A 25,610-nucleotide genomic window follows, 5' to 3' on the forward strand; every position below is an offset into this window, starting at 1 on the left:
TAGTGCAGCCGCCGCGGCAGGCGTGAAGGGGCCCGCACCGCCATCCGGCTGCCCGGTGGCGGTGTTGCGTGCGGCATCGGTGAACGCTTTCTGGGGCCGTCAACCCACCGTGCTGGCGCGGACCACCAGCTCGACGGGCGCGATGCTTTCCACCACCTCGTCGGTGCGGCCGCCCAGCAGCAGGTCCACGCCCAGCGCGCCCAGGGCCTTCTTGTCGATGCGCAGCGTGGTCAGCGGCCGGTGGCCCAGCACGGCCGTCGAGATATCGTCGAAGCCCACGATGGCGATATCGTGCGGCACCTTCAGGCCCTTCGCCAGGCAGCAGCGCATGGCCACCAGCGCGGCGCTGTCGTTGTAGCAGAACACGGCATCGGGCGGTTTCGGCAGCGCCAGGAGGGCTTCCATCGCTTCCCAGGCGCCCTGTTCCAGGTCCACGCCATCGGGCAGCGGTGCTTCCAGCCGCGGATCGGCCAGGATGCCGGCCTCGAACAGCGCCTGCCGGTAGCCACGGGCGCGCTCGCGGATGCTGTAGTGGGACAGCGAGCCGCAGATGAAGCCCACGCGTTCGCGGCCCCGTTCGATCAGGTGCTTCGTGCCCAGGTAGCCGCCCATCATGTTGTCCGGGTTGACGGAGCTGTAGCCGCGCAGCCGCATGTCGATGAGCACCATCGGCTTGCCGGTGGCGCGCAGCGCCGACAGCAGCTCGGGCTCGAAGAAGCCGGCGCACACGATCGCATCGGGCGCATGCATCCGCAGCTGGTCCACCAGGCCATCGGCCGGGCCCACCGCCATGAACGACAGCACGATGCCCTGCTTGCGGCAGGCCTCCTCGGCGCCGTGCAGTACCGGCGAATAGAACGGGCTGCTGGCGGCCGTGTTGTGCTGGCGATGCAGCAGGAACGTCAGGCGGCGCAGGCGCTTCGGCCGCAGCTTGCAGAAATCGTAGCCCAGGTCGCGGGCCGTGTTCAGCACCATGCGGCGCGTCACTTCCGTCAGCCCCGGTTCGTTCTTCAGCGCCCGCGAGATGGTGCCCGCCGAGACGCCGGCAGCCCGGGCGATGTCGCGGATCGTCACGCCGCCCTGTGCGGCAAGGGCGGCACTCATGGCCGGCCGCCCGCTGGAAGATAATTCATCGATCGCCTCCGTTGTGGTTGAGCGGCCGCCGGCCGGACCGCGCCCGGGCCGCTCTTTATGATCACAGTCTTGCACAGCGGTGCGGGCATGGTCAAACGCCGGATGGCGTCGGCGCGGCAGTTTAGTCGGATTTACTAAACACGCGTTCCTGGCGCCCGGCATGCTGCGGTGCGCCAGAGACAGCGGGGTGGAACGGTGTTTAGTGAACAGCGCTAAACTGCCGCCGTTTCGCCGATGGGGTTTGACCGGCCGCGCAGCCTTCTGCAGAATCGTTGTCATAACTACAGCCGGCCCGGCCGGATACGGAGACGATCAATGGCACAGATGGCACCCGCGGCGCTGGCGCCGCAGGGCAGCGCCCCGGCGCAGCCGCAGCAAACCTTTCCCCTCGTTGTCATCACCGTGCTGTTCTTCATGTGGGGCCTCCTCACGTCGCTCAACGACGTGCTGATTCCGCATCTGAAGTCCGTCTACACGCTCAACTACGTGCAGGCGATGCTGGTGCAGCTGTGCTTCTTCGGCGCCTATTTCATCGTGTCGCTGCCGGCCGGCGCGCTGATCCGCCGCATCGGCTACCAGCGCGGCGCCGTGGCCGGGCTGGTGGTGGCCGCCGCGGGCTGCGCGCTGTTCTACCCGGCGGCGACGCACGGCTACGGGCTGTTCCTGTTCGCCTTCTTCGTGCTGGCGGCCGGCATCACCGTGCTGCAGGTGGCGGCCAATCCCTTCGTGACGGTGCTCGGCCCGCCGGCCACCGCATCGAGCCGGCTGACGCTGACCCAGGCGTTCAACTCCCTGGGCACGACCATCGCGCCGGCGCTGGGCGGCCTGCTGATCCTGCAGGGCATGCCCGCCGCCGTCGATGCCGCCCGGCTGGCCGGCGATGCACTGGCCCGTTACCGCCTGCAGGAGGCGGCCGCGGTGCAGGGCCCCTACCTGGCGCTGGCCGCCACGCTGCTGGTGCTGGCCGTGCTGTTCGCGCTCGTCAGGCTGCCCGTGATCGGCCAGTCTGGAGCAGTGCCGCAGGCCGGGCGCACTGCCATCCTGGCGCACCGCCACCTGGTACTTGGCACGGTCGGGATCTTCCTGTATGTGGGCGGCGAGGTGGCGATCGGCAGCTTCCTCATCAACTTCATCGGCGAACCGCAGATCGCCGGCCTGGATCATGGCGCGGCCGCCAATTACGTCAGCTATTACTGGGGCGGCGCAATGATCGGCCGCTTTGTCGGCTTTGCGGTGATGCGCCGCGTCAGTCCGGGCAAGGCGCTGGCATGCAATGCGGCGGCCAGCATCGTGCTGCTGCTCGTGGCGATCTTCGGCAGCGGCGCCGTGGCGATGTGGGCGCTGATCGCGGTGGGCCTGTTCAACTCGATCATGTTCCCCACCATCTTCAGCATGGCCCTGTACCGCCTGGGCGCGCAGACGGGGCAGGCCTCGGGCATCCTGTGCATGGCCATCGTCGGCGGCGCCATCGTGCCGTTCGTGCAGGGCGCGCTGGCCGATGCGGTCGGCCTGCAATGGTCGTTCGTGGTGCCGGCCGCCTGCTACGTGTTCATCCTGTATTTCGGCATCCGCTATGCACGGCTGTATGTCGACAATCAGGATATCGACCATCAGGACATCGCTTCACAACAATAAATCAACAATTAAATCACGAGGAGACCCATGAACCACGCAGCAATCCTGCTGGCGCTGGCGGCCCTGCCACGCCTGGCCGCAGCCGCCGATCCCGCGCCACCGTGGCTGGACCCGCAGGCCGATCCGGACCGCCGCGCCGCCCTGGTGCTGAAGGCGATGACGCAGAAGGAAAAGCTGGTTCTGCTATCGAGCCATTTCGGCGCCGACCATGCGGGCAACAAGACGAAAAAAGTGGCGGAAGCGCTGCCGTTTTCCGCCGGCTATGTGCCGGCCATTCCCCGCCTCGGCCTGCCGGCCCTGTTCCTGACCGATGCCGGCATCGGCGTGGCCACCCAGTACACGACGACGCCGCGCGAACGGACCTCGCTGCCATCGGGCCTGGCCACGGCAGCCACGTGGAACCGCCAGCTGGCCTACGAGGGCGGGCGGATGATCGGCGCCGAGGCGCGCGCGTCGGGCTTCAACGTGATGCTGGCCGGAGGCGTGAACCTGATGCGCGAACCGCGCAATGGCCGCAACTTCGAATACGGCGGCGAGGACCCGCTGCTGGCCGGCACGATGGTGGCCGAGCAGGTGCGCGGCATCGAGTCGAACCACCTGATCGCCACGCTCAAGCACTATGCCCTCAATGCCCAGGAGACCGGGCGCTTCGAACTGGATGCGCGCATCGACCCGGCGGCGCTGCGCCAGTCCGACCTGTTCGCGTTCCAGCTGGCGCTCGAACAGACCGGCGCCGGATCGTTCATGTGTGCGTACAACCGGCTGAACGGGCCTTATGGCTGCGAGCATCCCTGGCTGCTCGATGGCGTGCTGAAGGGCGACTGGGGGTTCAAGGGGTTCGTGATGTCCGACTGGGGTGCCACGCACAGCACGGTGGCGGCGGCCAATGGGGGGCTCGACCAGCAGTCGGGTTTTGAATTCGACCGCTCCCATTACTTCGGCGGCGCACTGGACGAGGCGGTGGAAAACGGCTTCGTGCCGCAGGCGCGCCTGGACGACATGGCGCGGCGCGTGCTGCGCACCATGTTTGCCAAGGGTGTGGTCGATCATCCGGTGAAGGAGGGCGGGGCGATCGATTACGCCGCGCATGCCCGCATCAGCCAGGCCGATGCCGAGGAAGGGATCGTGCTGCTCAAGAATGCGGGCAACCTGCTGCCGTTGAAGAAGGATGTGAAGAAGATCGTCGTCATCGGCGGCCACGCGGACAAGGGCGTGCTGGCCGGCGGCGGCTCGTCGCTGGTGTATCCGCGCGGCGGCAATGCCGTACCGGGCCTGCTGCCGGCCACCTGGCCCGGCCCCGTCATGTTCCATCCGTCGTCGCCCGTGAAGGCGATCGCGGCGCAGCTGCCGGGCGCGCAGGTCGTGTTCCACGATGGCGGCGATCCGGCGCAGGCGGCGGCTGCCGCGGCAGGGGCGGACGTGGTGCTCGTCTTCGCCACCCAATGGGTCGGCGAGGCGCTCGACGCCACCTCGCTGGCGCTGCCGGACGGGCAGGATGCGCTGATCGCCGCCGTGGCGGCAGCCAATCCGCAGACGGTCGTGGTGCTGGAGAACAGCGGGCCGGTGCTGATGCCATGGCTGGACGGCGTCCCCGCCGTCGTCGAGGCGTGGTATCCCGGCACCCATGGCGGCGAGGCGATCGCCCGCGTGCTGTCCGGCGACGTCAATCCGTCCGGCCGCCTGCCGGCCACGTTCCCGGCCGCCGAGGCGCAATTGCCGCGGCCGAAGCTCGATGGCGACCCGGCCCGGCCGGAAGAGCGCTTCGCGGTCGATTACCACGAGGGCGCCGCGGTGGGCTACAAGTGGTTCGACCTGAAGGGGCACCGGCCGCTGTTCCCGTTCGGTTACGGCCTGTCGTACACGCAGTTCGCCTACCACGACCTGAAGGCGGACCTGGTGGATGGCAAGGTGCGGGTGCGCTTCACCGTTGCGAACACGGGGCGCGTGCCGGGCAAGGATGTGCCGCAGGTGTACGTGGCGCCGGTATCGGCGAAATGGGAAAGCCAGAAACGCCTGGCCGGCTGGGACAAGGTGGCACTGGCGCCGGGGCAAAGCAGCGCCGTGACGGTGTCCATCGACCCGCGGCTGTTCGGCATGGTGCGTGGCGAGACCGGCACGTGGCAGGTAGCCGCCGGCCGTTACCAGGTGAGGCTGGCCCGGCATGCCGGCGATAGCGCGGCGCAGACCGTGACGATTCAATTACCGGCCCAGGTGCTCGACGTGGCCGGCCGCCCGACAACGAAAAAAACCGGAGGATGACATGAAGAAGACGATCGCACTGGCAGCCGCGCTGCTGATGATGGGCGTGGTGCCTGCGGCATCGGCCGCTGTGAAGGATGCCGCAAAGGACAATCCATTCGTGGCCGTGCAGAAGACGCACTTCACGCGCAACGGCAACCCCTATTACATTGCCGGCGCCAATTTCTGGTACGGCGCCTACCTGGGCGCCAACGACCGTCCGCGGCTGCTGAAGGAACTCGACACGCTGAAAGGCCTCGGCATCAACAACCTGCGGGTGCTGGCCGTATCCGAGCAGACCGACATGAAGAGCGCGGTGCGTCCCGCCACCACCAGCGCGCCGGGGCAGTACGACGAGCGCCTGCTGGCCGGCATGGATGTCCTGCTGGCCGAGATGGGCCGGCGCGACATGACGGCCGTGATCTACCTGAACAATTTCTGGCAATGGTCCGGCGGCATGACGCAGTACCTGAACTGGTTTGCCGGCACGCCGGCGCTCGACCCGAACGTGACGAAGGACTACGACACCTACATGCGCGAGACGGCGCGCTTCTACACCAACGACAAGGCGCAGGCCGAGTACCGCAACGTCATCCGCACCTTCATCGGCCGCACGAACACGGTGACCGGCAAGCCGTATGCGGGCGACCCCGTGATCATGTCGTGGCAGCTCGCCAACGAGCCACGTCCCGGCAATGCCGGCGTCTCGCCGCAGGAAAAGGCGATCTACGTGAAGTGGATCGCCGACACGGCTGCCTACATCCGCGGCCTGGACGGGAACCATCTGGTCAGCACAGGCAGCGAAGGCCTGGCCGGTTCCGCGCAGGATGCGGCCCTGTTCGAACAGGCACATGCCAGCCGCGATGTCGACTACCTGACCTACCACCTGTGGCCGAAGAACTGGGGCTGGATCGATTCGAAGCGCGTGGATGCCACCTGGAGCGGCGCCCTCGAGAAGAGCAGTCATTACCTGAACGTGCATATCGACTATGCGAAGAAACTGGGCAAGCCGATCGTGCTGGAGGAATTCGGCATGGACCGCGATGGCGCCTCGTTCGATGTCAAGGCGTCCACGACCGTGCGCGACCGTTTCTACAAGGTGGTGTTCGACGTGGTGGTCGGCCGCGCCGAGCGGGGCGATCCGGTTGCCGGCTTCAACTTCTGGGCCTGGGGCGGCACCGGCCGCGCGGCCAATGCCGATTACTGGTGGAAGGAGGGCAATGACCTGATGGGCGATCCGCCGCAGGAAGAGCAGGGCCTGTATTCCGTGTTCGATACGGACCGGTCGACGCTGGCGCTGATCCGCCAGTACGCCGACCGCCTGCATGCACTGGAGCGCAAGCGGGGCCAGAAATGAGGACGCTGGCCGGTATGGTCATGCTGCTCGTCGTTGCCACGGCCCATGCGCAGAAATACGAGGGGCTGGCGGCGACGCCGCAGATGGGCTGGAACAGCTGGAACAAGTTCGCCTGCGAGATCAGCGAACAGCTGATCCGCGACACGGCCGATGCGATGGTGAAGAACGGCATGCGCGACGCCGGCTACACCTACCTGAACATCGACGATTGCTGGCATGGCCAGCGCGATGCCGACGGCAACATCCAGGCCGACCCGGTGCGCTTCCCGTCGGGGATCAAGGCGCTGGCCGATTACGTGCATGCGCGCGGCCTGAAGCTGGGGCTGTATTCCGACGCCGGCGCCAGGACGTGCGGCGGCCGGCCCGGCAGCCGCGGCCATGAATACCAGGATGCACGCACCTATGCCGCGTGGGGCGTCGATTACCTGAAGTACGACTGGTGCGAGACGGCGGGCCTGAAATCGGAAGGCGCCTACACGACGATGCGCGACGCGCTGCGCGCCGCGGGCCGGCCGATCCTGTTCTCCATCTGCGAATGGGGCGATACCAAACCATGGGACTGGGCGAAGGAGGTGGGGCATTCGTGGCGCACCACCGGCGATATCACCGCCTGCTGGGACTGCGAGCTGTCGCACGGGTCGTGGTCGTCGTTCGGCGTGCTGAAGATCATGGACAAGACGGCCGCGCTGCGCAAGTACGCCGGTCCCGGCCACTGGAACGACATGGACATGCTCGAAGTGGGCAATGGCCTGACGCCGGACGAGGAACGCGCGCACTTCTCGATCTGGGCGATGATGGCGTCGCCGCTGATCTCGGGGAACGACCTGCGCAGCATGACGCCGGCGACGCTGAAGATCCTCACCAACCGCGATGTCATCGGCATCAACCAGGACAGGCTGGGCGTGCAGGCGCTGCGGCGCATGGCGCAGGGCGACCTGGAAATGTGGATCAAGCCACTGGCCGGCGGCGACTGGGGCGTGCTGTTCCTGAACCGCGGCGAGCGCACGGTCGATTACCATCACGACTGGCAGAAGTACCCGCTGGCGGACGACCTGTCGAAGCACGAGGCGGACCTGAAGAAAACGACGCTGCGCTGGACCGATTTGTGGCAGGGGCGGGGCGGCGACACGTCGAAACCGCTGGACGTGAAACTGGCGCCGCACAGCGCGATGATGCTGCGGCTGAAAGCACCGTGACCCGGAGGTGAACGTGAAGAAGGCAGTGATGGTGGCGGCGCTGGCCGCACTGGGATGCGCGTGGACGGCGCTGGCGGAAGGGCGTTCTTGCGCGCTGAACGTCGAGCCGCGCACCGTCGAGTATCCGTGGATGTCGATCGCGCGCTGGCATGCCATGAACGATGCGCTGAAGGCGCGCGCCGCGCAGGGCGATGTCGACGTGCTGTTCCTCGGCGACTCGATCACCGAGATGTGGGATGGGCAGGCATGGGACAGCCACTTCGGCAAGTACCGCGCCGCCAATTTCGGCATCGGCGGCGACCACACCGGCAATGTGCTGTGGCGGCTGCAGCACGATGGCATGGAGCGGCTGCGGCCGAAGGTGGTGGTGCTGCTGATCGGCGTGAACAACCTTGGCCTGTGCAACGAAAGGCCGGAGCAGGTCGCGGACGGCGTCAAGGCAGTAGTGGCGCAGCTGCGCGCGCTGTATCCGGAGGCGAAGATCCTGCTCAATGCCATCCTGCCGAATGGCCAGCTGGCCGGGGACGAACGCCGCAGCAGAACGCAGGCGGTCAACCGCGCGATCGCCATGCTGGATGATGGCCGGCACGTGATCTTCCGCGATGACGGCGCGCGCTTCCTCGAACCGGATGGCGCCATCGCCAGCACCACCATGGCTGATTTCCTGCACCTCACGCCCAAGGCCTATGCCACCTGGGGCGATGCGCTGGTGCCGGAGATCGACAGGTTGCTGGGGCGATGATGCCGTGGTCGCATGGCGAGGTGTTGCGGAGGCTGGCGGCGCGCTGGTGGTGCGTTGGTGCGGGCGTGGTGGCAGCGCTGGTTTGCGGCGGCGCCGGTGCTGCCGAGGCGGTACTGGCGGGTGGCGACAGCGTTGCCCTCATGGGACGGGTGGTCGATACCGCGGAGGGCGCGGTGCGCGTCGCGTATCCCGGCGTGTCGTCATTCGTGCGCTTCGACGGGCGTGAGCTGGTGCTTGACGCGTCATCCACCGGCGACAGGAGCTACCTCGATGTCATCGTCGATGGCCAGCTGGTGGACACGGTGCATCTGTCGCGCGGGCGGGCGTCCTACCGGCTGGTGCATGGCGCGCCGGCGCTGCGCACGGTGCAGGTGCTGCATCGGTCGGAGACGTGGCATGGCATCGTCACGCTGCACGGTTTCGCCACCGATGGCCGCGTGCTGGCGCCGCCTTCCTTGCCGGCGCGCCGGCTGCTGTTCCTGGGCGACTCCGTCACCTGCGGCGAGGCGCTGGAGCGCACCCCGCCCGGGCCGAAGCAGCCCGTATGGTGGAACCCGCGGCTATCCTACGGCATGCTGGTTGGCGCCGCGCTGGACGCGCAGGTGCAGCTGGTGTGCCACGGCGGGCGGGGACTGGTGCGCAGCTGGAACGGCCGTACGGACGACTTCAATCTGGACCGCTTTTACGGGCTGGCGATCGCCGATGCCGCCGCGCCGGCCGCGTGGGACCAGCGCCGCTACGCGCCCGACCTGATCGTCAGCGCGATCGGCACCAACGATTTCAGCCAGGGCATTCCCGACCGCGCTAGGTATGTCGACACCTATGTGGCCTTCGTGCGCACGCTGCTGCGCGACCATCCCCAGGCGCAGATCGTGCTGACCGAGGGTGCCATCCTCGACGGCGAGAAAAAGGCCGCGCTGACCGGCTGCATCACCGCCACCCTGGCCCGCATCGGCAGCGCCCGCGTCCACTACATCCCCTCCCGCCACTACCCCGGCGACCCCGCCGACGCCCACCCCACCCGCGCCCAGCACGCGCAGATGGCCAGCGACTTCGTCCCACCCCTGCGCCAACTGATGAGCTGGTAGCTAACCAACAGCGGGGACAGTCCCCGTTTTTAGGAAATATTGCTCATCTAAAGCACTCGTGCGGCGGTCGAAGGCGATCAAGCGCCGATCTGGCGATTGCCGGCGGCGGCATTGCGGATGACTTGCACATGCGCCGGATCGAGCGCTTGCGAAAACAGCGACCGGTAGGCGCCGTACCGCTGCGCTGTCATGGCGCCTAGCCCCAGGTAGGATGCGAGCGGTGTCAGCAGATCGTCCACGAACAGGCCCGCATTGCCCGCGTAGCTCGACCACCGATATCTTCCCGGATGTGCCACCATGCCGGCCCGCACCGGATTGAGCTCGATGTATTGGTGACACGTCAGCAGGTAGGTCTCGTTGGTCACCGGCGACGAGCGGAACCTGTCCTCCCACACGCTGCCCGAACGCCCGAGACGGCGATTGATGTACTGGGCATAGTTCTGCGCGATGGCTTTCATCATCGGTGCCAGCATGGTGACGTCATCCATGGTGGCGAGCAGATGGACATGATTCGTCATCAGCACGTAGGCGTGGATCGCTCCGCCATAGAATTCCGCGTAGTCCCGTACCCAGTTCAGGTAGACGAGATAGTCGGAGCGCTGGAAGAAGCATGGCTGGCGGTTATGGCCGCGCTGGATGAGATGCAGAGGATAGCCTGGCAGCAGCAGGCGGGCGCGGCGTGGCATGTGTGGCTCCTCGCTAAGAGAAGCTCAACTGTGGCATCCACCGCAACAGCACCCCGTGCGGTAGCACAATGCGTGGCCGAAGCACCACGGAACGTGTTTCCCAAAATCGGGGACAGTCCCCAATTTCAGGAAATATTTCCAGAAAAAGGGGACTGTCCCCGTGGTAGAAAGAACACAGCCCCGCGTTGGAAGGCGCAGCCTCAGTACTCGGCGCCGACCCGCACCCCGAACATGCGCGGTTCGACGTAGTAGGCCTTCATGAAGCCGCCGTAGACGGATTCGCGGTTCAGCGCCGCGTGCTTGTCCGCGGCGTTGCGGACATACACTTCGGCGTGCCACTTGTCGTTCGGGGCGTCGAGGCGGGCCGAGAGGTCCGCCAGCGCGTAGGCTTTCTGTAAGCGGCCGACCGTGGCGAAGTCCGAATTGCGCAGGTCGAAGTAGGCCTTGTCGCGCCAGTTCACCTTGACGTACGGCGTGATGCGGAAGCCGCTCGGCAGCGCGAACTCCTGCGAGAAGTTCAGGTTGACCTGGAACTTCGGGGTGTTCGGCAGGTGGTTGCCGTCGATGTTGTACAGCCGGCGGCCCTGCAGGTTCTTCTCCGGACCGGTGTACGCGGGCGGGCAGGGCGGCAGGCCCAGCTCGGTGCGCACATCGCACTGGTAGTCGTCGGAGAATTCCGGGAAGTCGTGCACGTCGGTGTTGATGTACGCGATCCCGCCGCCGAAGCGCGCGCCGCGCCATGGCCGGTAGTCCCATTCCAGTTCCAGGCCCGGGATGTCGACCTTGCCGACATTGATGGTGCGCCAGCTTTCGTACACGTCGCATTTCGGCTGGTCGCTCGGGCAGGGCAGGCCGTTGTCAGGGATGATCTGGTTGACGAAGTAGGTGCCCGTCAGCTGCATGTCCTTGTACTTCATCCAGAACGCCGTGGCCGACAGCGACAGCGTGTTGTCCAGGAACTTGCCCTTGTAGCCCAGCTCGAAGTTCGTCACGGTCTCGGGACCATAAGGCAGGAACGTCACGACACCCGGCTTGCCGTCCGCGCACAGGTGGTAGTTGCAGGTGTCCGCCTTGTCGGCGAAGCCGCCGGCCTTGTAGCCGGTGGAGACGGACGCATAGGCCATCTGGTTGGTCGTGATCTGCTTCTGCAGGCCGACGCGCCAGGTGACCTTCTTCCAGGTTTCCTTGTGGTCGTTCGACGTGGGCGCGCCGTACAGGCGGTAGGCGGCCACGCTGCCACCCATCGCGTCCGTCAGGTCGGTGCCGTTGTGGACGTGGAAGCCGGGCGTGCCCGGCGTGCCCTGGCTGTATAGGCCGTTGTAATAGGCGGGATCGCCTTTCCAGTTGGCGCCATACACCTCGCCGCCCTTGTCCTCCTTGCTGTCGCTGCTGTAGCGCGCGCCGAGGGTGCCGGTCCAGGTGGGCATGAACTGCCAGTCCGCCTGCGCGAACACGGCCTTGGCATCGACCTGGCGGTTGGGCTGGTGATACAGCACCGAGCCCACGTCGCCGTACGGCTTCTGGATGGTGTTGGTCTGCTCGTAGTCGATGCGGTTACGCTCGTGCATCCAGAACAGGCCGGCCACGTACTGCACCTTGCCCAGCGACTGCTTCAGCTGCGCTTCGTGGACCGTCGACAGGTAGCGCGACGACAGCGTGCGGTGGAACGAATCCGTCAGCGGCCACGTGCCCCAGTTGCCATCGACCGAGTTCGGATATGCGCCATTGATCTGGAACGGCGCCGCGTGCTGCATGCCCATCTCGTCGTCGGTGCGCTCGGCGCGTTTCTGGTCCGCCACCTGGAAGGTGTAATCGAACGTGGTGGTCGGATTGATGGTCCACGACAGGCCGGTGCGCAGCGTGCGGATCTGCATGTCCACCTCGCCGGGCACGTTGACCAGCAGGTCCCACTTGCCCGTGCCCGGCGCGCAGGTGTAGCGCGTGCCGGCCGAGGCATCGCAGTCGCGGAACGATGCGCCGCCGGCGCCATCGTCCTGGAAGTGTTCGTATGCGGCCTTCAGCGTGAGGTCGCGGTTGACCTTGTACAGTGCCGACAGGCGCGCCGCCCACTGGTCCTGGTTCGTGTAGTACTTGTCCTTGCCGATCACCTTGTTGAAGCGCTGGTCCACATCGGGAATGCCATCGGGGATCCAGCCCAGCTGCGGCGCATTCGCCTCGGACAGGTCGCGCATCTGGTTGGCGTAGCCGTCGCGCGTGACCTTCATGAAGGTGCCCCGCAGCGCCAGCTGGTCGTTCACCTTGACGTTCTGGACGGCGGTCACCTGCTTCTTGCGGTAGTTGCCCAGGTCGATGTCGGCCTTGCCGTAGTTACCGGAAAAATCCGGCTTGGCCGGAATGACATTGACGCTGCCGCCCGTCGAGTTGCGGCCGAACAGCGTGCCCTGCGGGCCGCGCAGCACTTCCACCTGGTCGACGTCGAACATCAGCGCCTGCGCACCCTGCGGTCGCGGCGAATACATGCCGTCGACGTGGAAGCCCACGGCCGGGTCGCCCGTTTCCGTGAAATTGGTCGACGTGATGCCGCGGATCGTGATCTGCACGGCGGAATCCAGACCGCTGTTCTGGATGACGACGTTGGGAATTTCGCCGGACAGGTCGGCCAGGCTGGTGGCGCCCTTGCGCGTCAGCTGGTCCTGGCTGAATGCCGACACGGCCAGCGGCGTGCGCAGCAGTGACGTGGAGTAGCGCGTGGCCGTCACGCGTACTTCGGGGATCTGCTCGCCGCCATTGGTGGGGCCCAGCGTGGGCGCCTCGGCTGCCGGCGTGCTGGCCGGGTCGGCCGCCGCGCCGCCTGCCTGGGCGTGGGCGGACCAGGCGGGCAGGCCGCAGGCGCTGGCCACGGACAGGCTCATCAGGGTTCTTCTGAAATCCATCTCGTCTCCTTGGTATATTGGCCGAACGGCCTTATTGGCGAGACGAGTATTGATTTTTAAAATTGCAAGATCAAGCAATTCCCCAAATGCCGTTGCTGTTTAATCCGATTTACTAAACACGACAATGAGCAGTGCAATCAGCAGTGCAAGGTGCGCCGCGCGGCGGAAGACGCCCGCCAATGCCGGCCCGGGGCTGTTGCGTGAAACGGGATTGCCTGCGGCCCGGTCCGTGATTCCGGCGCCCCGTCCCGTCGATCTGCATTTCGTCGCAAACGACCGGTCCCTGCCGAGCGGGGACGATAATATCGGGTCATCGTTGCTGCCTGTCCGAATCCGCGCCGGCGCGCGTCTCGACAGCTCGCACCTCCGGTGTCGCGCCAGTGCAGTTCATTCATCGATCAAGGGAGCACCATGCACAACCGATTCAGCCTTGCCCTCGCGGCGACCATGTTCTGGCTCGCCTGCGGTGGCGCCGCGGCCCAGACGACGACCGAAACGCGGGACGTCGACGCACGCATCGTGCGCGTCAAGCTCGATGGCATGCTCGACCTGAAACTGACCCAGGGCGCCGTGCCGGCCTTGCGGATCATCGGCGACGGCCGCCATGTGGGCAGGGTCAGGGCGGTACAGACGGGCGATACGCTGGAACTCGACAGCGGCGGCGGGGGCAGTCGCGCGTCGGTGCGTGCCGAACTGGTGCTGCCGCAGTTGCGCGAAGTGGTGTCGGAGGGCCTCGGCACGGCGGAAGTGACGGGCTTTTCCGGCGACCAGATCCAGATCACGCTGGAAGGCGCGGGCAGCATGAAGGTGGTGTGCGACTACCGCCATCTGAAGGCCAACCTGGGCGGCATCGGCAGCATGCACCTGTGGGTGTCCGATAACGAATCCGTCGAGCTGGACCTGGGCGGTGCCGGCTACGTCACGCTGGGCGGCCGCAGCAAGCTGCTGAAGGCGTCGCTGGGGGGGCTGGGCGGACTGAACGCCCAGCAGTTCCAGGCCGAGTCGGTGGACCTCGACCTGTCCGGCCTCGGCAACGCCACCGTCAATGCCCGCACCAACGCGAAGCTGAACCTTTCCGGACTGGGCTCGGTCACCGTGTACGGCAAGCCCCAGCACCGCGATGTCAGCGTCGACGGGCTGGGCAAGGTCAGCTGGAAGTAAGCCGGACGAGCAGATGAACAAACCACAGGACAAGCATCCGATCCGCATGAATACACTTGGCAGACTGATGGGCATCATCGGCATCTCCCTGGCGATCGCGCTGGCGCTGCAGGGCAGCGCGCAGGCCGGTTTCGCCGAAGGGGCGACCGCCTACAACAACCGCAACTATGCGCAGGCCTACCGGACGATCCTGCCCCTGGCCCGTGCCGGCAATGCGGATGCGGAACACCTGCTGGGCCTGATGTACTACATGGGCCGCGGCGTGCAGCAGGACTACAAGCAGGCGCTGCAGTGGCACCGCCGCGCCGCGCTGCAGGGCAAGGCCGACGCGCAGTATGTCGTCGGCGCCATGTATTACACGGGCAATGCCGTGATCCAGGACCACAGGCAGGCCGTCACCTGGTTCCGCAAGGCGGCCGAGCAGGGCCATGCCGACGCGCAGCAGGTGCTCGGCCTGATGTACCGCTATCACATCGGCGGCATGCCGGAAGATAACGTGCTGGCCTACATGCTGTGGAACCTGGCGGCGGCCGGCGGCAACGCCAACGCGGCCGAGCAGCGCGCTGCCGTCGCCAGGAAGATGACGCCCGAGCAGATCGAGGAGGGCCAGGCGCTGTCCGCCGCCTGGCAGCCGGGCAAGCCGCTGCCGCGCACGTCGCGCACGGGGGACTGAACGCCCGCCGATGCAGTCGCGATGTCGCGATTGCCGCTCCGCCATCCGCCGCCAGCCTTCACCGATTTCCCCGCTGGGCTAGAATCGTCCCTTTGATCGAAAGGACGACATCATGCGCGCAATCGAGATCACGAAGTCGGGCCCGCCGGAAGTGCTGCAGCTGTGCGAACGCGACCAGCCGGTGCCGAAGGCCGGTGAAGTGCTGATCAGGGTCCATGCGGCCGGCATCAACCGGCCGGACGTGTTCCAGCGCCAGGGCAGCTACGCGCCGCCACCCGGTGCCAGCGACCTGCCGGGCCTGGAAGTGGCGGGCGAGATCGTCGGCGGCGACGTGGGCGATTCCGGCTTTAATAATGGCGACCTGGTCTGCGCGCTCGTGCAGGGCGGCGGCTATGCCGAGTACGTCACCGCGCCGGTCGGCCAGTGCCTGCCCGTGCCGCACGGCCTGTCGCCGCTGGAGGCCGCCTCGCTGCCGGAGAACTATTTCACGGTCTGGAGCAATGTGTTCGACCGCGGCCGCCTGGCCGAAGGCGAGACGCTGCTGGTGCAGGGCGGCACGTCGGGCATCGGCGTCAGCGCCATCCAGCTGGCCAGCGCGCTGGGCCACCGCGTGTTCGCCACCGCCGGCAGCGAGGAGAAGGCGCGCGCCTGCGAACAGCTGGGCGCGGAACGGGGCATCAACTACCGCCACGAGGACTTCGCGGCCATCGTCAAGGAAATCACCGGCGACAAGGGCGTGGACGTCATCCTCGACATGGTGGGCGGCGACTACCTGCCGCGCGAGATCAACTGCCTGGCCGACGACGGCCGCATCGTCGTCATCGCGCTGCTGGGTGGCGCCAAGGGCACGCTGGACATGGGCCAGGTGCTGCGCCGCCGCCTGACGGTCACGGGCTCCACCCTGCGTCCGCGTTCCGTCGCGTTCAAGGCGGCGATTGCCCGCCAGCTGCGGGACACCGTCTGGCCCCTGATCGAGGCGCAAAAAATCAAACCGGTGATTTATGAGAGCTTCCCGCTCGAACAGGCAGCGCGCGCCCATGCACTGATGGAAAGCAGCACGCATACGGGCAAGATCATGCTCCAGATCGCCTGAAACAGGCCATCATCCGGGCCGCGACCGTTGTGGTCCGGCCGATTTTCATGCCAATTTGAAATTTCGTTGTTTGACCCGTGGTTGTGACGCACGTTACAATCGGGGGTTCATTACAACGCGGATCACTATGCGACGCAAACTCGTCATCGGCAACTGGAAGATGAACGGCAGCCTGGCCGCCAATTCGGTATTATTACGCGGGATCGCCGCCGGCCCTGCCAACCAGAACGTGACGACGGCCGTGTGCGCACCGGCACCGTACCTGGCGCAGTGCCAGGCCGAGCTGGCGGGCACGGCGATCGCATGGGGTGGGCAGGATGTCTCGGCCTACGCGGCCGGCGCCTACACGGGCGAGGTGGCGGCCTCGATGCTGCAGGATTTCGGCTGCCGCTACGTGCTGGTCGGCCATTCCGAGCGGCGCGCCTACCACCACGAGACGAACGAACTGGTCGCGCAGAAGGCGCGCGCGGCACTCGATGCGGGCCTGACGCCGGTGGTCTGCGTCGGCGAAACGCTGGCAGAGCGCGAGGCCGGCCGCACCAATGTGGTGGTCTGCGCGCAGCTGCAGGCCGTGCTGGACGTGCTGGAAAATCCGGCGCTGGAAAAGCTGGTGCTGGCCTACGAGCCGGTGTGGGCGATCGGCACGGGCAGGACGGCCACGCCGGCGCTGGCCCAGGAGTTGCACGCGGCGCTGCGCAAGCAGGTGGCCGTGCGCAGCGAATCGGCGGCCGCGACCATCGCCATCCTGTACGGCGGCAGCATGAAGCCGGAGAATGCGAAGGATCTGCTGGCGCAGCGCGATATCGATGGCGGCCTGATCGGTGGCGCAGCGCTGAAGGCCAAGGATTTCCTGGCCATCACCGGGGCGGCCAATGAGGCTGCCAATGAAACCGCAAACTGAAGCAGCACGGCAATAAAGAATATCCCGGGGACGGGAAGGGTAGACGGAGTAATGCTCCGGCAATTTAAAAACTGAAATGGAATAACATGAACACCTTGTTCAATCTGATCGTCGTCGTGCAGGTCCTGTCGGCGCTGGCCATCATCGGCCTGGTGCTGATGCAGCACGGGAAGGGCGCCGACATGGGCGCCGCATTCGGTTCCGGCGCGTCCGGCAGCCTGTTCGGCGCCACCGGCTCCTCGAATTTCCTGTCGAAGTCCACGGCCGTCGCGGCCGCGATCTTCTTTGCTTCCACGCTGGGCCTGGCCACCATGGCCAACACGCGCAGCACCAGCAGCGGCGTGCTGTCGAACGTGACGGTGCCGGTGAAGGGCTCCGCCGCCATTCCGGGCAACGCCCCGACGGCCCCGGCCGCCCCGGCAACGGACGCCGGCGTGCCGCCAGCAACGGCCCCGGCAGCGACGCCAGCCGTCTCGCAGCCGACCCCGGCCCCAGCCGTACCAAAGTAAAACAGACAACTTTAAGTTTTTTGCCGTTTTTCTCCTTGATCTAGCGTAATGTACATTAACAAAACGCGCAAAGACGAGTAGAATAGCGGCCTTAATGCCGACGTGGTGAAATTGGTAGACACGCTATCTTGAGGGGGTAGTGGCGCAAGCTGTACGAGTTCGAGTCTCGTCGTCGGCACCAGAAATTTTGAGAAGCCAGCAAAAAGGCCCATGAGTTATCCCTCAAGCCTCACGCTGGTTTTTTTACGAGGATGTGTCGTTTGATCCTGGTCTGTAGCGTTTGAACGGGGTCGAGCGTTCCGGCCACACCGCAACGGTGTGGTGCCTCACCAACCGGTCGTTCAACAACAGCTGTGAGCCTTTCGTGAACCTCGAAAATTATTTCCCCGTACTTCTGTTCATCCTGGTCGGCATCGGTGTCGGCGTGGTGCCCCAGATCCTCGGCCGGATTCTCGGTCCGTACAAGCCCGATGCGGCGAAACTCTCCCCCTACGAATGCGGCTTCGAAGCCTTCGAAGATGCGCGCATGAAGTTCGACGTGCGCTACTACCTCGTCGCGATCCTCTTTATTCTGTTCGACCTTGAAACGGCTTTCTTCTTCCCATGGGGCGTCTCCATGCGCGAACTGGGCTGGCAGGGCTATGTGACGATGATGGTGTTCATCGCCGAATTCGTCGTCGGTTTTTGGTATATCTGGAAGAAAGGTGCCCTTGATTGGGAATAAGCCATGGCTATTGAAGGCGTATTAAACGAAGGTTTCATCACCACCTCGGCCGACAAGCTGATCAACTGGGCGCGCACCGGGTCGATGTTCCCGATGACGTTCGGTCTGGCCTGCTGCGCAGTCGAAATGATGCACGTGGGCGCAGCCCGTTACGACATGGACCGTTTCGGCGTCGTGTTCCGTCCGTCGCCGCGCCACTCCGACGTGATGATCGTGGCCGGCACGCTGTGCAACAAGATGGCGCCCGCGCTGCGCAAGGTGTACGACCAGATGTCCGAACCACGCTGGGTCATTTCGATGGGTTCCTGCGCCAACGGCGGCGGCTACTACCACTACTCCTATTCCGTCGTGCGCGGCTGCGACCGCATCGTGCCCGTCGACGTCTACGTGCCAGGCTGCCCGCCCACCGCGGAAGCCCTGTTGTACGGCATCATGCAGCTGCAAAACAAGATCAAGCGCACCAACACGATCGCACGTTAAACGGGGCGCGCAAGAATATGACAATACAACTGGAAGCATTGGGAGGCGCCCTGGCAAGCGCCCTGGGCGAGCGCGTCACCACCACGGTGGCCCTCGGTGAAATCACCCTGGTGGTCAAGGCCAACGACTACCACGCAGTGATGCAGACGCTGCGCGACGACCCCGCACTCGGTTTCGATACCTTCATCGACCTGTGCGGCGTCGACTATTCCGAATACGGCGAAGGCACGTGGGAAGGCCCGCGCTTCGCGGCCGTCACGCACCTGCTGTCCGTGAAGCACAACTGGCGCGTGCGCGTGCGCACGTTCTGTCCGGACGACGAGATGCCGCTGGTGCAGACGATCACGGACATCTGGCGTGCCGCCAACTGGTACGAGCGCGAAGCGTTCGACATGTACGGCATCCTGTTCGAAGGCCACAACGACCTGCGCCGCATCCTCACCGACTACGGCTTCATCGGCCACCCGTTCCGCAAGGACTTCCCGGTCGCCGGCTACGTGGAAATGCGCTACGACGCCGAACAGGGCCGCGTGGTGTACCAGCCGGTCACGATCGAGCCGCGTGAAAACGTGCCGCGCGTGATCCGCGAAGAAAAATACGGGATGAAATAATGGCTGAGATTAAGAACTACACCCTGAACTTCGGTCCGCAGCACCCGGCCGCGCACGGCGTGCTGCGCCTGGTGCTGGAGCTGGACGGCGAAGTGATCCAGCGCGCCGACCCGCACATCGGCCTGCTGCACCGCGCCACCGAGAAGCTGGCCGAGCAGAAGACCTACCTGCAGTCCGTGCCGTACATGGACCGTCTCGACTACGTGTCGATGATGTGCAACGAGCACGGCTACGTGCTGGCCATCGAGAAGCTGCTGGGCATCGAAGTGCCGCTGCGCGCGCAGTACATCCGCGTGATGTTCGACGAGATCACCCGCATCCTGAACCACCTGATGTGGCTGGGCGCGCACGCGCTGGACGTGGGTGCCATGGGCCCGTTCCTGTACTGCTTCCGCGACCGCGAAGACCTGTTCGACTGCTACGAAGCCGTGTCCGGCGCGCGCATGCACGCGGCCTACTACCGCCCGGGCGGCGTGTACCGCGACCTGCCGGATGCGATGCCGAAGCACCGTCCGTCGTCGATCCGCAGCCAGAAGGAAATCGACCGCCTGAACGAACACCGCCAGGGCTCGCTGCTGGACTTCCTGGAAGCGTTCACGACCCGTTTCCCCGGCTATGTCGACGAATACGAAACCCTGCTGACCGATAACCGCATCTGGAAGCAGCGGACCGTGGGCATCGGCGTGGTCACGCCGGAAGATGCGCTGGCCATGGGCTTCACCGGCGCCATGCTGCGCGGTTCCGGCATCGAGTGGGACCTTCGCAAGAAGCAGCCTTACGAAGTGTACGACCTGATGGACTTCGACATCCCGGTGGGCACGAATGGCGACTGCTACGACCGCTACCTGGTGCGCGTGGAAGAGCTGCGCCAGTCGAACCGCATCATCAAGCAGTGCATCGAGTGGCTGCGCAACAATCCCGGCCCCGTGATGACGGACAACCGCAAGGTGGCACCGCCGTCGCGCGTGGACATGAAGTCCAACATGGAATCGCTGATCCACCACTTCAAGCTGTTCCAGGAGGGCTTCCACGTGCCGCCGGGCGAGGTGTACACCGCGATCGAACACCCGAAGGGCGAATTCGGCATCTACATCGTGTCCGACGGTGCCAACAAGCCGTACCGCCTGAAGATCCGTACGCCGGACTACACGCACTTGCAGAGCCTGGATGAAATGGCGCGCGGCCACATGATCGCCGACGCCGTCACCATCATCGGCACGCAGGACATCGTGTTCGGCAGTATCGACCGCTAACGAGGGCAGGAAAAGATGATGTTATCCGAGCAGTGTTATAAAAAAATCGACCGCGAGCTGGCCAAGTACCCGGCCGACCAGCGCCAGTCGGCCGTGATGGCCGCGCTGGCCCACGCCCAGGTCGAGCTGGGCTGGCTGTCGCCAGAAACGATGAAGGAACTGGCCGACTACATCGGCATGCCGGCCATCGCCGTGCAGGAAGTGGCCACCTTCTACAACATGTACAACCTGAAGCCGACCGGCCGCCACAAGATCACCGTGTGCACCAACCTGCCATGCGCGCTGTCGGGCGGCGTGAAGGCCGGCGAGCACCTGAAGCAGAAGCTGGGCATCGACTGGCGCGGCACCACCGCCGACGGCGAGTTCTCGCTGCAAGAGGGCGAATGCATGGGCGCCTGCGGCGACGCACCGGTGCTGCTGGTGAACAACCACCGCATGTGCAGCTTCATGAACAACGACAAGATCGACGCGCTCGTGGAGGAGCTGAAGAAATGACTTCGCTGCACGACCGACATATCAACCCGCTGATCCTGAAGGATCTGAACGGTGACAACTGGGGCCTGGCCGAGTACGTGAAGCGCGGCGGCTATTCCGCGCTGCGCAAGATCCTCGAAGGGAGCATCGCGCCCGAGCAGATCATCGCCGACCTGAAGGCTTCCGGCCTGCGCGGCCGCGGCGGTGCGGGCTTCCCGACCGGCCTGAAGTGGAGCTTCATGCCGCGCCAGTTCCCGGGCCAGAAATACCTCGTCTGCAATACCGACGAAGGCGAGCCGGGCACGTTCAAGGACCGCGACATCATCCGCTACAACCCCCATGCACTGATCGAAGGCATGGCGATTGGCGCTTACGCGATGGGCATCACCGTGGGCTACAACTACATCCACGGCGAAATCTTCCAGGACTACCTGCGCTTCGAAGAGGCGCTGGAAGAGGCGCGCGCCGCTGGCTACCTGGGCGACAACATCCTGGGCAGCGCGTTCAGCTTCCAGCTGCATGCGCACCACGGCTACGGCGCCTACATCTGCGGCGAGGAAACGGCGCTGCTGGAATCGCTGGAGGGCAAAAAGGGCCAGCCGCGCTTCAAGCCGCCATTCCCGGCCTCGTTCGGCCTGTACGGCAAGCCGACCACGATCAACAACACGGAAACGTTCGCGGCCGTGCCGTTCATCCTGAACATCGGCGCCGAGAACTACGCGGCGCTGGGCAAGCCGAACAACGGCGGCACGAAGATCTTCTCGATCTCCGGCGACGTGGAGCGTCCGGGCAACTACGAAGTCCCGCTCGGCACGCCGTTCGCCAAGCTGATGGAACTGGCCGGCGGCATGCGCGGCGGCCGCAAGATCAAGGCCGTGATCCCGGGCGGTTCGTCCGCCCCGGTGATCCGCGGCGAGATCATGATGCAGACGGACCTGGACTACGATTCGATCGCCAAGGCGGGCTCGATGCTCGGTTCCGGCGCCGTGATCGTGATGGACGAGACGCGCTGCATGGTCAAGGCGCTGGAACGCCTGTCGTACTTCTACTACGAGGAATCGTGCGGCCAGTGCACGCCATGCCGTGAAGGCACGGGCTGGATGTACCGGATGATCCACCGCATCGAGAACGGCGAGGGCCGCGCGTCGGACCTCGACATGCTGAACTCGATCGCCGACAACATCCAGGGCCGCACGATCTGCGCGCTGGGCGACGCCGCCGCCATGCCGGTGCGCGCGTTCATCAAGCAATTCCGCGAAGAATTCGAATATCACGTCGAGCACAAGCACTGCCTGGTGCCTGTCTCGGCCTACTAAGCGTCCATCATGGTTGAAATTGAAATTGACGGCAAGAAGGTAGAAGTCGCACCGGGTTCGATGGTGCTGGAAGCTGCCAACAAACTGGGAACGTATATCCCGCATTTCTGCTATCACAAGAAATTGTCGATCGCCGCGAACTGCCGCATGTGCCTCGTCGAAGTGGAGAAAGCGCCGAAGCCGTTGCCGGCCTGCGCCACCCCCGTCTCGGCCGGCATGATCGTGCGCTCGCACAGCGAGAAGGCCGTGCGGGCGCAGAAATCGGTGATGGAATTCCTGCTGATTAACCACCCGCTGGACTGCCCGATCTGCGACCAGGGCGGCGAGTGCCAGCTGCAGGATCTGGCGGTCGGCTATGGCAAGAACAACTCGCGCTACGAAGAAGAAAAGCGCGTGGTCGTGCCGAAGCAGGCCGGCCCGCTCGTCTCCATGAAGGAGATGAGCCGCTGCATCCACTGCACCCGCTGCGTGCGTTTCGGCCAGGAAGTGGCCGGCGTGATGGAGCTCGGCATGCTGGGCCGCGGCGAGCACGCCGAGATCACCACCTTCGTGGGCGAAGCCGTCAGCTCCGAGCTGTCCGGCAACATGATCGACCTGTGCCCGGTGGGCGCGCTGACGTCGAAGCCGTTCCGCTACAGCGCCCGTACCTGGGAACTGTCGCGCCGCAAATCGGTGTCGCCGCACGATGGCCTGGGTGCCAACCTGATCGTCCAGGTCAAGCAGGGCAAGGTCAAGCGCGTGCTGCCGCTGGAAAACGAAGCGATCAACGAGTGCTGGATTTCCGACAAGGACCGCTTCTCGTACGAAGCGCTGGATTCCGCCGAACGCCTGACGCAGCCGATGCTCAAGCAGGGCGGCGAATGGAAGCAGGTCGACTGGCAGACGGCGCTGGAATACGTGGCGCACGGCCTGAAGAACATCAAGCACGAACACGGCGCCGATGCGATCGCCTCGTACGCGACCGCCCACTCCACGCTGGAAGAGCTGGTGCTGCTGAAGAAACTGAGCTCGGGCATCGGTTCCGAGAACATCGACTTCCGCCTGCGCCAGACCGACTTCGCGCTGGACGGCCAAGTGACGCCATGGCTCGGCATGCCGATCGCCGACGTGTCGAACCTGCAGGGCGCGCTGGTCATCGGCTCGTTCCTGCGCAAGGATCACCCGCTGCTGGCCACGCGCCTGCGCGCCGCCGTGAAGAACGGCGCCAAGCTGTCGCTGATCCACGCCACGGCCGACGACAGCCTGATCACGGTTGCCAACAACATCGTGGCGGCACCATCGGACTGGCTGGCGGCCCTGTCGGGCATCGTCTCGGCGGTCGCTGCGGCCAAGGGCGAAGCGGCACCGGCCGGTTTCCCGGGCGAGTTCGATGACGCTGCAAAAGGCGTCGCTGCCAGCCTGCTGGCCGGCGAACAGAAGGCAGTCTTCCTCGGCAACGCCGCCGTGCACCATCCGCAGGCCTCGGCCATCGCTGCCGCGGCGCAGTGGATCGCCAACGCCACGGGCGCCAAGCTGGGCTACCTGACGGAAGCGGCCAACACGGTCGGCGGCTACATCGCCGGCGCGTTCTCGTCGCAGCCGGCGGCCGCCTTCTCGGTGCCGAAGAAAGCGTACCTGCTGCTGAACGCGGAACCGGAACTGGATGCGGCCAATCCGCAGCAGGCCGTCGCCGCACTGAAAGGTGCCGAGATGGTTGTCGTGATGTCGGCCTTCAAGCATGGCGCCGACTACGCCGACGTGCTGCTGCCGATCGCGCCGTTCGCCGAAACCTCCGGCACCTTCGTCAACTGCGAAGGCCGTGCGCAAAGCTTCAATGGCACCGTCAAGCCGCTGGGCGATGCCCGCCCGGCCTGGAAGGTGCTGCGTGTGCTGGGCAATATCCTCGGCCTGCCGGGCTTCGACTACGAAACCTCGGAAGCGATCCGCGACGAAGCACTGGGTGCTGGCGTTGCTGACGTCACGGCCAAGCTGTCGAACGTGTCGCGCGTCGCACTGACGTCCGCATCGTTCGGTTCGGGCGAAAGCCTGGAGCGCATCGCCGACGTGCCGATCTATTTCTCGGATGCGCTGGTGCGCCGTTCCGCGCCGCTGCAGGCAACCGTCGACGCGCAGGCGCCGCAGGCTGTCATTTCGGCCGCGCTGGCCGGCCAGCTGGGCGTGCAGTCGGGCGACCTGGTGCAGGTGCTGCAGGGTAGCGGCGCGGCGATCCTGGCGGCGCGGGTGGACAACCGCCTGCCGGCCAATGTCGTGCGCGTTTCGGCGGCACACCCGTCGACGGCCACGCTGGGCGACATGTTCGGTGCGATCTCGGTGGCCAAGGTTGCAGCGGCAGCCGCTGTCGCCAATGCAGGAGGGGCTCAATAATGGCGCTGGAATTCGTCAACAACATCAACGCCGCCGGCGCCGACGCGCTGGGCGCGGCCTGGCCGCTGGTGTGGAACCTGATCAAGGTCGTGCTGGTGCTGATGCCCCTGCTCGGTCTGGTCGCCTACGCCACGCTGTGGGAACGCAAGCTGATCGGCTTCATCCAGATCCGCATCGGCCCGAACCGCGTGGGTCCGATGGGCCTGCTGCAACCGATGGCCGACGGCATCAAGATGCTGCTCAAGGAAATCGTCATCCCGACCAAGGCCGCGAAAAGCCTGTTCGTGATCGGCCCCGTCATGACCATCATGCCGGCACTGGCCGCCTGGTCGGTCGTGCCGTTCGGTCCGGAAGCCGTGCTGGCCAACGTCAACGCCGGCCTGCTGGTGCTGCTGGCCATCACGTCGATGGAAGTCTACGGCATCATCATTTCCGGCTGGTCGTCGAACTCGAAGTACTCGTTCATGGGCGCCATGCGCGCTTCGGCGCAGATGATCTCCTACGAGATCCCGATGGGCTTCGCGCTGGTCGTGATCCTGATGGTGTCCGGTTCGCTGAACTTCATCGACATCGTCAGCAGCCAGCAGGTGGGCCGCTTCGCCGACATGGGCGTGAACTTCATGTCGTGGAACTGGCTGCCGCTGCTGCCGCTGTTCGTGGTCTACCTGACCTCCGGCCTGGCCGAAGCGAACCGCGCACCGTTCGACGTGGTCGAGGGTGAGTCCGAGATCGTCGCCGGCCACATGGTGGAATACTCCGGCATGTCGTACGCGATGTTCATGCTGGCCGAATACGCCAACATCATCCTGGTCGGCGCGCTGGCCTCGATCATGTTCCTGGGCGGCTGGTCCGCACCGTTCGCCTTCTTGGAATTCGGCGGCGGCTTCGGCGGCTTCTTCTGGCTGTTCGTGAAGACGTTCCTGATCGTCTCGCTGTTCATCTGGGTGCGCGGTACCTTCCCGCGTTACCGCTACGACCAGATCATGCGTCTGGGCTGGAAGGTCTTCATTCCCCTGACGCTGTTCTGGCTCGTGCTCGTCGCGACGTGGATGCAGACGCCGTGGAACATCTGGAAGTAAGG

22 protein-coding genes and 1 tRNA gene are annotated in these 25,610 nt (G+C 65.6%); 20 read left to right on the plus strand and 3 right to left on the minus strand.

The window, feature by feature from the left end; all coding sequences use genetic code 11:
* Positions 1 to 99: 99 nt before the first annotated feature.
* Positions 100 to 1,104 (minus strand): LacI family DNA-binding transcriptional regulator, encoded by a 1,005-nt coding sequence (locus IP91_RS11590; RefSeq protein WP_145649114.1) that lies wholly within the window; start codon positions 1,102 to 1,104, stop codon positions 100 to 102.
* Positions 1,105 to 1,458: 354 nt separating this feature from the next.
* Between IP91_RS11590 and IP91_RS11595 the strand changes: the two genes are divergently transcribed.
* The 6 genes from IP91_RS11595 to axe2C are packed head-to-tail and all read left to right on the plus strand — an operon-like array spanning position 1,459 to position 9,390.
* Entirely contained in the window at positions 1,459 to 2,769 is a 1,311-nt protein-coding gene (locus tag IP91_RS11595) for a sugar MFS transporter (protein ID WP_229474330.1), read from the plus strand.
* A 27-nt stretch (positions 2,770 to 2,796) separates the two neighbouring features.
* Positions 2,797 to 5,028: a glycoside hydrolase family 3 C-terminal domain-containing protein gene (locus IP91_RS11600; RefSeq protein WP_145649116.1), complete on the plus strand. Its 2,232-nt coding sequence runs from the start codon at positions 2,797 to 2,799 to the stop codon at positions 5,026 to 5,028.
* Position 5,029: 1 nt separating this feature from the next.
* On the plus strand, positions 5,030 to 6,364 hold the full coding sequence (locus tag IP91_RS11605) for a glycoside hydrolase 5 family protein (protein WP_145649117.1): 1,335 nt from the start codon (positions 5,030 to 5,032) through the stop codon (positions 6,362 to 6,364).
* A gap of 20 nt (positions 6,365 to 6,384) precedes the next feature.
* Positions 6,385 to 7,560 carry a glycoside hydrolase family 27 protein gene (locus tag IP91_RS11610; RefSeq protein ID WP_229474270.1) on the plus strand — a complete coding sequence of 392 codons (1,176 nt, stop codon included), beginning with the start codon at positions 6,385 to 6,387 and terminating at the stop codon, positions 7,558 to 7,560.
* A gap of 13 nt (positions 7,561 to 7,573) precedes the next feature.
* Complete coding sequence (locus IP91_RS11615) at positions 7,574 to 8,302, plus strand: GDSL-type esterase/lipase family protein (protein ID WP_145649119.1); 729 nt, start codon at positions 7,574 to 7,576, stop codon at positions 8,300 to 8,302.
* Positions 8,299 to 9,390 carry a bifunctional acetylxylan esterase/glucomannan deacetylase AxeC2 gene (axe2C, locus tag IP91_RS11620; protein ID WP_229474272.1) on the plus strand — a complete coding sequence of 364 codons (1,092 nt, stop codon included), beginning with the start codon at positions 8,299 to 8,301 and terminating at the stop codon, positions 9,388 to 9,390. Before IP91_RS11615 ends, axe2C begins: the two co-directional genes overlap by 4 nt.
* A 77-nt stretch (positions 9,391 to 9,467) precedes the next feature.
* Here axe2C and IP91_RS11625 read toward each other — a convergent pair whose 3' ends face one another.
* Positions 9,468 to 10,076: a transposase gene (locus IP91_RS11625; RefSeq protein ID WP_145649120.1), complete on the minus strand. Its 609-nt coding sequence runs from the start codon at positions 10,074 to 10,076 to the stop codon at positions 9,468 to 9,470.
* 200 nt (positions 10,077 to 10,276) lie between these two features.
* Positions 10,277 to 12,970: a TonB-dependent receptor gene (locus IP91_RS11630; RefSeq protein ID WP_145649121.1), complete on the minus strand. Its 2,694-nt coding sequence runs from the start codon at positions 12,968 to 12,970 to the stop codon at positions 10,277 to 10,279.
* A 411-nt stretch (positions 12,971 to 13,381) separates the two neighbouring features.
* On the opposite strand from IP91_RS11630, the gene IP91_RS11635 reads away from it, so the two are divergent.
* The 14 genes from IP91_RS11635 (at position 13,382) to nuoH (ending at position 25,608) form a co-directional block, all read left to right on the plus strand.
* Positions 13,382 to 14,131: a GIN domain-containing protein gene (locus IP91_RS11635; RefSeq protein WP_145649122.1), complete on the plus strand. Its 750-nt coding sequence runs from the start codon at positions 13,382 to 13,384 to the stop codon at positions 14,129 to 14,131.
* A gap of 67 nt (positions 14,132 to 14,198) precedes the next feature.
* Positions 14,199 to 14,804, plus strand: a complete 606-nt coding sequence (locus tag IP91_RS11640; RefSeq protein WP_145649298.1) for a tetratricopeptide repeat protein — start codon at positions 14,199 to 14,201, stop codon at positions 14,802 to 14,804.
* A 112-nt stretch (positions 14,805 to 14,916) separates the two neighbouring features.
* Complete coding sequence (locus tag IP91_RS11645) at positions 14,917 to 15,897, plus strand: NAD(P)H-quinone oxidoreductase (RefSeq protein ID WP_145649123.1); 981 nt, start codon at positions 14,917 to 14,919, stop codon at positions 15,895 to 15,897.
* A 127-nt stretch (positions 15,898 to 16,024) separates the two neighbouring features.
* Positions 16,025 to 16,798 carry a triose-phosphate isomerase gene (tpiA, locus tag IP91_RS11650; protein ID WP_145649124.1) on the plus strand — a complete coding sequence of 258 codons (774 nt, stop codon included), beginning with the start codon at positions 16,025 to 16,027 and terminating at the stop codon, positions 16,796 to 16,798.
* Between the two features lie 86 nt (positions 16,799 to 16,884).
* Positions 16,885 to 17,307, plus strand: a complete 423-nt coding sequence (gene secG / locus IP91_RS11655; protein ID WP_145649125.1) for a preprotein translocase subunit SecG — start codon at positions 16,885 to 16,887, stop codon at positions 17,305 to 17,307.
* 96 nt (positions 17,308 to 17,403) lie between these two features.
* Positions 17,404 to 17,488: transfer RNA gene (locus IP91_RS11660), tRNA-Leu, on the plus strand.
* Between the two features lie 183 nt (positions 17,489 to 17,671).
* On the plus strand, positions 17,672 to 18,031 hold the full coding sequence (locus tag IP91_RS11665) for an NADH-quinone oxidoreductase subunit A (protein WP_145649126.1): 360 nt from the start codon (positions 17,672 to 17,674) through the stop codon (positions 18,029 to 18,031).
* A gap of 3 nt (positions 18,032 to 18,034) precedes the next feature.
* Positions 18,035 to 18,511, plus strand: a complete 477-nt coding sequence (locus IP91_RS11670; RefSeq protein ID WP_145649127.1) for a NuoB/complex I 20 kDa subunit family protein — start codon at positions 18,035 to 18,037, stop codon at positions 18,509 to 18,511.
* A gap of 17 nt (positions 18,512 to 18,528) precedes the next feature.
* Positions 18,529 to 19,122, plus strand: coding sequence for an NADH-quinone oxidoreductase subunit C (locus tag IP91_RS11675; protein WP_145649128.1), 594 nt, complete (start codon positions 18,529 to 18,531; stop codon positions 19,120 to 19,122).
* The gene (locus tag IP91_RS11680; RefSeq protein ID WP_145649129.1) at positions 19,122 to 20,375 is read left to right on the plus strand and encodes an NADH-quinone oxidoreductase subunit D; all 1,254 of its coding nucleotides are present in this window, start codon (positions 19,122 to 19,124) and stop codon (positions 20,373 to 20,375) included. Before IP91_RS11675 ends, IP91_RS11680 begins: the two co-directional genes overlap by 1 nt.
* 15 nt (positions 20,376 to 20,390) lie before the next feature.
* A complete protein-coding gene (nuoE, locus tag IP91_RS11685; protein ID WP_145649130.1) occupies positions 20,391 to 20,870 on the plus strand; it encodes an NADH-quinone oxidoreductase subunit NuoE in 480 nt (159 codons plus the stop codon).
* Entirely contained in the window at positions 20,867 to 22,165 is a 1,299-nt protein-coding gene (gene nuoF, locus IP91_RS11690) for an NADH-quinone oxidoreductase subunit NuoF (RefSeq protein WP_145649131.1), read from the plus strand. The genes nuoE and nuoF overlap by 4 nt, the downstream gene beginning before the upstream one ends.
* Positions 22,166 to 22,174: 9 nt before the next feature.
* The gene (gene nuoG, locus IP91_RS11695; protein WP_145649132.1) at positions 22,175 to 24,529 is read left to right on the plus strand and encodes an NADH-quinone oxidoreductase subunit NuoG; all 2,355 of its coding nucleotides are present in this window, start codon (positions 22,175 to 22,177) and stop codon (positions 24,527 to 24,529) included.
* Entirely contained in the window at positions 24,529 to 25,608 is a 1,080-nt protein-coding gene (nuoH, locus tag IP91_RS11700) for an NADH-quinone oxidoreductase subunit NuoH (RefSeq protein ID WP_145649133.1), read from the plus strand. Before nuoG ends, nuoH begins: the two co-directional genes overlap by 1 nt.
* Positions 25,609 to 25,610 lie beyond the last annotated feature (2 nt).

It is taken from the genome of Pseudoduganella lurida (genome assembly GCF_007830455.1).
Taxonomy (GTDB): Bacteria; Pseudomonadota; Gammaproteobacteria; order Burkholderiales; family Burkholderiaceae_D; genus Rugamonas; species Rugamonas lurida.